Origin of the sequence: Streptomonospora halophila, from assembly GCF_039542725.1 — a bacterium.
Taxonomy (GTDB): Bacteria; Actinomycetota; Actinomycetes; order Streptosporangiales; family Streptosporangiaceae; genus Streptomonospora; species Streptomonospora halophila.
Genome location: NZ_BAABIK010000027.1, coordinates 74154 through 81005 on the forward strand (window position 1 = coordinate 74154; position 6852 = coordinate 81005).

Consider the following 6852-nt stretch of genomic DNA (forward strand, 5'->3'; position numbering starts at 1 on the left):
TGCTACGAGACGCGGAGAACAAGGGATGGCGCGTTGTAGACGGAAAGTACTTTAAACTTTACTGTCCGTGCCCACGGAAGTGTAAGAAGACCATCCGCCTCACGCCCTCAGACCCCAACTACCTGAGGAACGCCAAAGGCCAACTCAGGCGCGCTACCTGCTGGGAGGACTGACGTGAAGTTCCACCTCACAACCGGCCTGGGCTTCACCGCCCCCGATGGGCTCGACACCTCCGAGAACTTCGACTCCTTCACAGACTCCGTCACCGACGAACTCTTTGAGCTTGAGGACGTCAATGAGAACATCAGCGACTCTGACGTTGCTGCCAGCCTCACTGATCGGACCATGAACGTGTCGATGGTGATCGAGGCCGAGACCGGAAACGACGCGGCCATGTTCTTCCTGAACACGGTGCGAACCGCCCTGCATGCGGCAGGCGGGGGCACCGAGTCCTGGCCAGAGTTCAAGACGACTCGCGGCCTGACTCGCGATGGAATCGAACTCGCCGACGCCTGACCCAGGACATGACGAGAGCGCCCCTGCCCTCCCACTCGGGAAGGCGGGGGCGCGTTGCCGTGCGGGATCAGACCGCCTCGTCGTAGCGGGGCTTGCGGCGCGACGCCGGGCCGGCATCATCCGGCCGATCCGCTGCCACCGCTGAGGCAGGGACTCCTCGGCTGCGCCGAGCCAGCACGAGAACTGCTTGAGGGTGACACCAGCCGGCCGGCCTCAGCCCGTGCGCACGACGACGGTGCCGGCGATCTTGTCGTGGAGGGCCTGGTGGTTGGGGCGGTCCCACAGCGGCCACAGGATGCACGGCACGAGCATCAGCAGGAAGCACAGGAGTGCCCACCCGACGCTCGCGGCGGCCAGGTTCGCCAGGTTGAACACCGCGGCCCGCGCCAGCATCGACGCCATCGGGATGGGCCCCTGGCGCCCCGCGCCGCTCAGCGGCGCCACCTGCAGCCGCATCAGATGCTTGCCCAGGGTCCGGCGCCACCTGTGGACGCACACGGTCTCGTAGGCCACGAACATGACGAACCCGACGATCCCGTAGACGATCCCGGCGTTGCGCTCGGCGGCGGCGCCGTAGCCCGACAGGGTCTGCGCGCCCGCCCACACCATCGATACGAGCACCGCGATGACGACGACGGGGATCCCCACCGCCAGCACGTCGATCAACCGGGCGACGGCGCGCTCTCCCCACGAGGCCGGCCGGTGGCGCTCCCGCTCCCCGCCCGGGGCCGCGGCGCCGGCGGGCGGCACGTACGGCGGGGGCTGCGGCCGGTAGGGCGGCGGCCGGTCGGTGTGCCCGGGCGCGGCGGGGCCGTCGTTCCACGGCGGCGGGAAGCTCATCGGGACCTGTACCTCCTTGCGTGCCGCCGGAATCGGCGGCGGTTCGACCCTATCGGCCGGAGCGCCCGCCCCCGCGTTGGTCGGGGTCGCCGGACGGCCCGGTGACGACCGCGGTCCCGCCCGCCTTGTCGTGCAGTCCGCGGTGCCGCGGGCGGTCGACGAACGCGGAGATCACGGCGTACACGGACACCATGAGCGAGAGGTAGTTCACGACCGGAACGAAGTTGAGCAGCACGGAGACGTAGAGGACGACCGAGCGCTTGAGCACCGCGGAGACCGGCGCGCGCGGCGCGCCGACGGCGGGGTCGGCGGCGACGACGCGCAGCCGCAGGTAGAGCTTGCCGGGGGTGGCGCCGTAGACGGCGGTGAAGGCGGCCTCGTAGGCGAGGTAGAGCACGAACAGCCCCACCGAGAGGATGAGCCCCGGCAGCATCTCCATGCGCGCCGGGTTCTCGGCCCCGGGCACGGTGGTGACCACCAGCGCAGAGAACAGCATCGCGATGCCGGCGAGCACGACGACGTCGATCAGCCTGGCGGCCACGCGCCGTGCGAGCCCGGCCGGGCGCTCGGCGGGGGTGTCCTCACTCATGGTCGGGCTCCTCCTCCTGGGCGGACGCGCCGGCGGTCGGCGCTGGGAGGACTATACGAGCTTGGCGAGGAACCGCCCGGTGTAGGACTCCTCGACCTTCGCGACCTCCTCGGGGGTGCCGGCGGCGACGACGGTTCCGCCGCGCGACCCGCCCTCGGGCCCCATGTCGAGCACGTAGTCGGCGGTCTTGATGACGTCGAGGTTGTGCTCGATGACGATGACCGTGTTGCCGCTGTCGGCGAGCCGGTCGAGCACGCCCAGCAGCTTGCGGATGTCCTCGAAGTGCAGTCCGGTCGTGGGCTCGTCGAGCACGTAGACGGTGCGCCCGGTGGAGCGGCGCTGCAGCTCGGAGGCGAGCTTCACGCGCTGGGCCTCGCCGCCGGAGAGGGTGGTCGCGGGCTGGCCCAGGCGGACGTACCCGAGTCCGACGTCGTTGAGGGTCTGCATGTGCCGGCGGATGGCCGAGATGGGCTCGAAGAAGTCCAGGGCCTCCTCGATGGGCATGTCGAGCACCTCGGCGATGGACTTGCCCTTGTAGTGCACGTCCAGCGTCTCCCGGTTGTAGCGGGCGCCGTGGCAGACCTCGCAGGGCACATAGACGTCGGGCAGGAACTGCATCTCGATGCGGATGGTCCCCTCGCCCGCGCACGCCTCGCAGCGGCCGCCCTTGACGTTGAAGGAGAACCGGCCCGGCTGGTAGCCGCGCACCTTGGCCTCGGTGGTCTGCGCGAACAGCTTGCGGATGTGGTCGAAGACCCCGGAGTAGGTGGCGGGGTTGGACCGGGGGGTGCGCCCGATGGGGCTCTGGTCGACGTGGACGATCTTGTCGACCTGGTTGAGGCCGTTGACGCGGGTGTGGCGGCCGGGCACCGCCTTCGCGCCGTGCAGCTCCTTGGCCAGGGCCTTGTAGAGGATCTCGTTGACCAGGGTGGACTTGCCCGAGCCCGAGACGCCGGTGACCGCGGTGAACACGCCCAGCGGGAACGACGCGTCGAGGTCGTGCAGGTTGTTCTCGCGGGCGCCCTTGACCACCAGCTCGCGGCCCTTGACCCGCGGGCGGCGGGTCTTGGGCATCTCGATGCTGCGCCGGCCGGTGAGGTAGTCGCCGGTGATGGAGGACCGGCTGGCGAGCAGGTCGGCGACGGTGCCGGAGACGACGACGTCGCCCCCGTGCTCGCCGGCGCCGGGGCCGATGTCGACGACCCAGTCGGCCTGGCGGATGGTGTCCTCGTCGTGCTCGACGACGATGAGGGTGTTGCCGATGTCGCGCAGCCGCCGCAGGGTGTCCAGCAGCCGGAAGTTGTCGCGCTGGTGCAGGCCGATGGAGGGCTCGTCCAGGACGTAGAGCACGCCCACGAGCCCGGAGCCGATCTGGGTGGCCAGCCGGATGCGCTGGGCCTCGCCGCCCGACAGCGACCCGGCGGGCCGCTCCAGGCTGAGGTAGTCCAGGCCGACGTCGAGCAGGAAGCCCATCCGTGCGTTGATCTCCTTGAGCACCTGGGCGGCGATGACCTGCTCGCGCTCGCTGAGCTTGAGGTCGCGCAGGAACTCGGCGCACTCGCTCAGGGGCAGCGCGCTGACCTCGGCGATGGAGGCGCCGCCCACGGTCACCGCCAGCACGACTGGCTTGAGGCGGCGGCCGTCGCAGGTGGGGCAGGGCACGGTGCGCATGTAGCCCTCGAGGCGCTCGCGCCCGGTGTCGCTCTCGCTCTCGGCGTGGCGGCGCTTCACCCAGGGGATGACGCCCTCGAAGCCGGTGTAGTAGGAGCGCGTGCGGCCGTAGCGGTTGCGGTAGCGCACGTGGACCTGGGTCTCGTGGCCCTCCATCAGCGCCTTGCGCCCCGCCTTGGGCAGCCGCTCCCAGGGGGTGTCCATGTCGAAGCCGACCGCGTCGCCCACCGCCTGGATGAGCCGCCCGAAGTACTCCAGGGCGTGGCCGTTGGCCCAGACCGCGATGGCGCCCTCGTTGAGCGTCTTGGCGGGGTCGGGCACCAGCAGCTCGGAGTCGACCTCCATGCGGGTGCCGAGGCCGGCGCAGTCGGGGCAGGCGCCGTAGGGCGAGTTGAACGAGAACGAGCGGGGTTCCAGCTCCTCGAAGGAGAGGTCGTCGTAGGGGCAGTAGAGGTGCTCGGAGAACACCTTCTCGCGCTCGGCGCTGTTCTCGGCCTCGTCGACGAAGTCGAGCACGATTGTGCCGCCGGCCAGCTGCAGCGCGGTCTCGACCGAGTCGGTCAGCCGCTTCTTGGCCGACTCCTTGACGGTGAGCCGGTCGACGACCACCGAGATGTCGTGCTTCTCGTACTTCTTGAGGGTCGGCGCCTCGTCCAGGCGCACCATCGCGCCGTCGACCATCGCGCGGGTGAAGCCCTTGGTCTGCAAATCCTTGAACAGCTCGACGTACTCGCCCTTGCGTCCGCGCACGACGGGCGCCAGCACCTGGAACCGGGTGCCCTCGGGCAGCTCCAGCACCCGGTCGACGATCTGCTGGGGAGTCTGGCGCGCGATCTCGCGGTCGCAGCGGGGGCAGTGCGGGACGCCGATGCGCGCCCACAGCAACCGCATGTAGTCGTAAACCTCGGTGATGGTGCCGACGGTGGAGCGGGGGTTGCGGCTGGTGGACTTCTGGTCGATGGACACCGCGGGCGAGAGCCCCTCGATGAAGTCGACGTCGGGCTTGTCCATCTGCCCGAGGAACTGGCGGGCGTAGGCGGACAGCGACTCCACGTATCGGCGCTGGCCCTCGGCGAAGATGGTGTCGAAGGCGAGGGAGGACTTGCCCGACCCGGACAGGCCGGTGAACACGATCATGGAGTCGCGCGGGAGGTCGACCTTGACGTCCTTGAGGTTGTGCTCCCGGGCGCCCCGGATCACCAGCTCGTCGGCCATGTGCTTTCTTCACCCTTCGGCTTCGGCTCGCGCGTGCGGCGGCGCACGCAAGGCCCGGGCCCGCGCCGGGCGCGCTGCGGCTCGCCGGGGAATGCGGTATCGGCGCAGGGCGCCGCCGGGCCCCGGCCCTTTACGGTAACGACTCGGCGCCGGAGAAACTTCCGCATCGGGCACCGCCCCCGGCGGCGGACCGCCGGGGGAACACACTATAGCCGAACAGCCGTTCGATCGGCGCTCATTCCGAGGTCGAGCCCGACGTCACGCTTTTGGACCTGTCGCCGTCGCCGAGCCGGCCGCGCGAGCGCATCAGGCTGGCCACGACCGTGATCACCATCACGCCGGTGATGACGCCCAGCGACAGCCCGGTGCCGATCTCCGGTACGGGGACGTGGTTCTCGTGCAGCGCGTGCAGGATCATCTTCACGCCGATGAAGACCATGATGAAGGCGAGGCCCCAGCTGATGTAGGCGAGCCGGTCCATCAGCCCCGCCAGCAGGAAGTAGAGCTGGCGCAGCCCCAGCAGCGCGAAGGCGTTGGCGGTGAAGACCAGGTAGGGGTCCTGGGTCAGGCCGAAGATCGCCGGGATGCTGTCGACGGCGAACATCAGGTCGGTCACGCCGATCGCCACGATCACCATGAGCATGGGCGTCACGTGGCGGCGGCCGTTCTGCTTCACCGTCAGGCGGGCTCCGTGGTAGTCCTCGGTGACCGGCCAGAACTTGCGCACCATCCGCGCGGCGAAGGTGTCGGTGAAGTCCTTGTCCTCGTCGCCGCCCTTGACGTGGTCGTGGACGATCTTCACGGCGGTGTAGATCAGCAGGGCGCCGAACGCGTAGAAGACCTCGCTGAACGCGTTGATCATCTGCGCGCCGATCACGATGAACACGCCGCGCATGATCAGGGCGATCACGATGCCCACCAGCAGCACCTCGTGCTGGTATTTGCGGGGCACCGCGAAGGCGCTCATGATCAGGTAGAAGACGAACAGGTTGTCGACGCTGAGGCTCTTCTCGGTGAGGAAGCCGGCGAAGTACTCGCCGGCGACCGTCGTGCCGCCGAAGTACCACAGCCCCAGCCCGAAGAGGATGGCGATCCCGATGTAGAAGACGGCCCACCAGGCCGCCTGCTTCATGCCGAACTCGCGCGGGCCGGACTTCTTGCTCCAGGGGTGGTCGACGATCGCGAGGTCGATCACCAGGATGGCGATCATCCCACCGATCGTGGCCAGCCATACCCACAGCGGAATGTCCACGGACTACTCCTCCGGTTGCCGTGCCCGTGCCGTGGAGCTGCGGGCACACGTGTACACCGGAGGTCTTTCCCGCCCGGACAGGGCTCCCCGAACGGGGGCCCGACTGGACCGGCGGCACCGGGTGCGCTCATGGGCCCACCGTGGTGACGACGCCGCCGCGTAAGGGATACTCCCCTCGCAATTGCCGAAGGAGCCAACGCGCGGGGCGGCGCGAAGGTTCCCCCTATACGTCCATGATGCCACCGGGGCCGCCCGGGAGGAACGGCTCGGGCCCTGCGGCGAAGAATTCACTCGACGGTCCCTCCTGGTCACAGGTTCGGAGTAGGCGAGACGCTGCACCGTTTCCTGTGGGACGACTGTCCCGAAACGGCGGACCTACGCGTATCCGCCGCCTGCTCCCGTGCCGCCGCGCCCGGCGGGAGGAGCCTCCGGCCCGGGCGCGCCCGGGCCCCCCGCCGGGCCGAAGCGGGCGGAGCGGGTGCTCGAACGCGCGGAACGGTGCCGGGGCCCGGCGCGCTCCTGCGGGGCTCCGGTCCGCGGGCGGCCCTCGCCCGGCATTGGCGCACGGGCCGCAACCGGTCCGGGCGCGTGCGCGGCATGGCGGCGTTGGCGGCCGAGGCGGCGGAGGAGGCGTCCCGGTGCGCGTGCGCCGTCGCTGCCGGCGTACTCCGCCGCCGCGGTCAGCGCGGCGACGGCGCACAGGGCGGCGATGCGGCCGCGCGGCGGCAGGGCCGCGGCGGCCGCGGTTCCCACGGCGGCGCCCAGCGCC

Annotated in this window: 5 protein-coding genes; 1 reads left to right on the forward strand and 4 read right to left on the reverse strand. The window is 70.3% G+C overall.

The window, feature by feature from the left end:
- The first annotated feature begins 174 nt into the window (after nt 1-174).
- Nucleotides 175-516 carry a hypothetical protein gene (locus ABEA15_RS20340; RefSeq protein WP_344144034.1) on the forward strand — a complete coding sequence of 114 codons (342 nt, stop codon included), beginning with the start codon at nt 175-177 and terminating at the stop codon, nt 514-516.
- Nucleotides 517-729: 213 nt separating this feature from the next.
- Here ABEA15_RS20340 and ABEA15_RS20345 read toward each other — a convergent pair whose 3' ends face one another.
- The 4 genes from ABEA15_RS20345 to ABEA15_RS20360 all read right to left on the reverse strand — a co-directional run bounded on the left by ABEA15_RS20345 (nt 730) and on the right by ABEA15_RS20360 (nt 6083).
- Nucleotides 730-1356 carry an RDD family protein gene (locus ABEA15_RS20345; protein ID WP_345558288.1) on the reverse strand — a complete coding sequence of 209 codons (627 nt, stop codon included), beginning with the start codon at nt 1354-1356 and terminating at the stop codon, nt 730-732.
- Between the two features lie 49 nt (nt 1357-1405).
- Nucleotides 1406-1945, reverse strand: coding sequence for an RDD family protein (locus ABEA15_RS20350; protein WP_345558290.1), 540 nt, complete (start codon nt 1943-1945; stop codon nt 1406-1408).
- Between the two features lie 51 nt (nt 1946-1996).
- Nucleotides 1997-4831, reverse strand: coding sequence for an excinuclease ABC subunit UvrA (gene uvrA / locus ABEA15_RS20355; protein WP_344144027.1), 2835 nt, complete (start codon nt 4829-4831; stop codon nt 1997-1999).
- A 235-nt stretch (nt 4832-5066) separates the two neighbouring features.
- Nucleotides 5067-6083 carry a TerC family protein gene (locus tag ABEA15_RS20360; RefSeq protein WP_345558292.1) on the reverse strand — a complete coding sequence of 339 codons (1017 nt, stop codon included), beginning with the start codon at nt 6081-6083 and terminating at the stop codon, nt 5067-5069.
- Nucleotides 6084-6852 lie beyond the last annotated feature (769 nt).

Bases quoted from the DNA above. Each gene is read 5' to 3' on its own strand.
- ABEA15_RS20345 (WP_345558288.1), bottom strand. From the start codon at position 1,356: ATGAGCTTCCCGCCGCCGTGGAACGACGGCCCCGCCGCGCCCGGGCAC.
- ABEA15_RS20350 (WP_345558290.1), bottom strand. From the start codon at position 1,945: ATGAGTGAGGACACCCCCGCCGAGCGCCCGGCCGGGCTCGCACGGCGC.
- uvrA (WP_344144027.1), bottom strand. From the start codon at position 4,831: ATGGCCGACGAGCTGGTGATCCGGGGCGCCCGGGAGCACAACCTCAAG.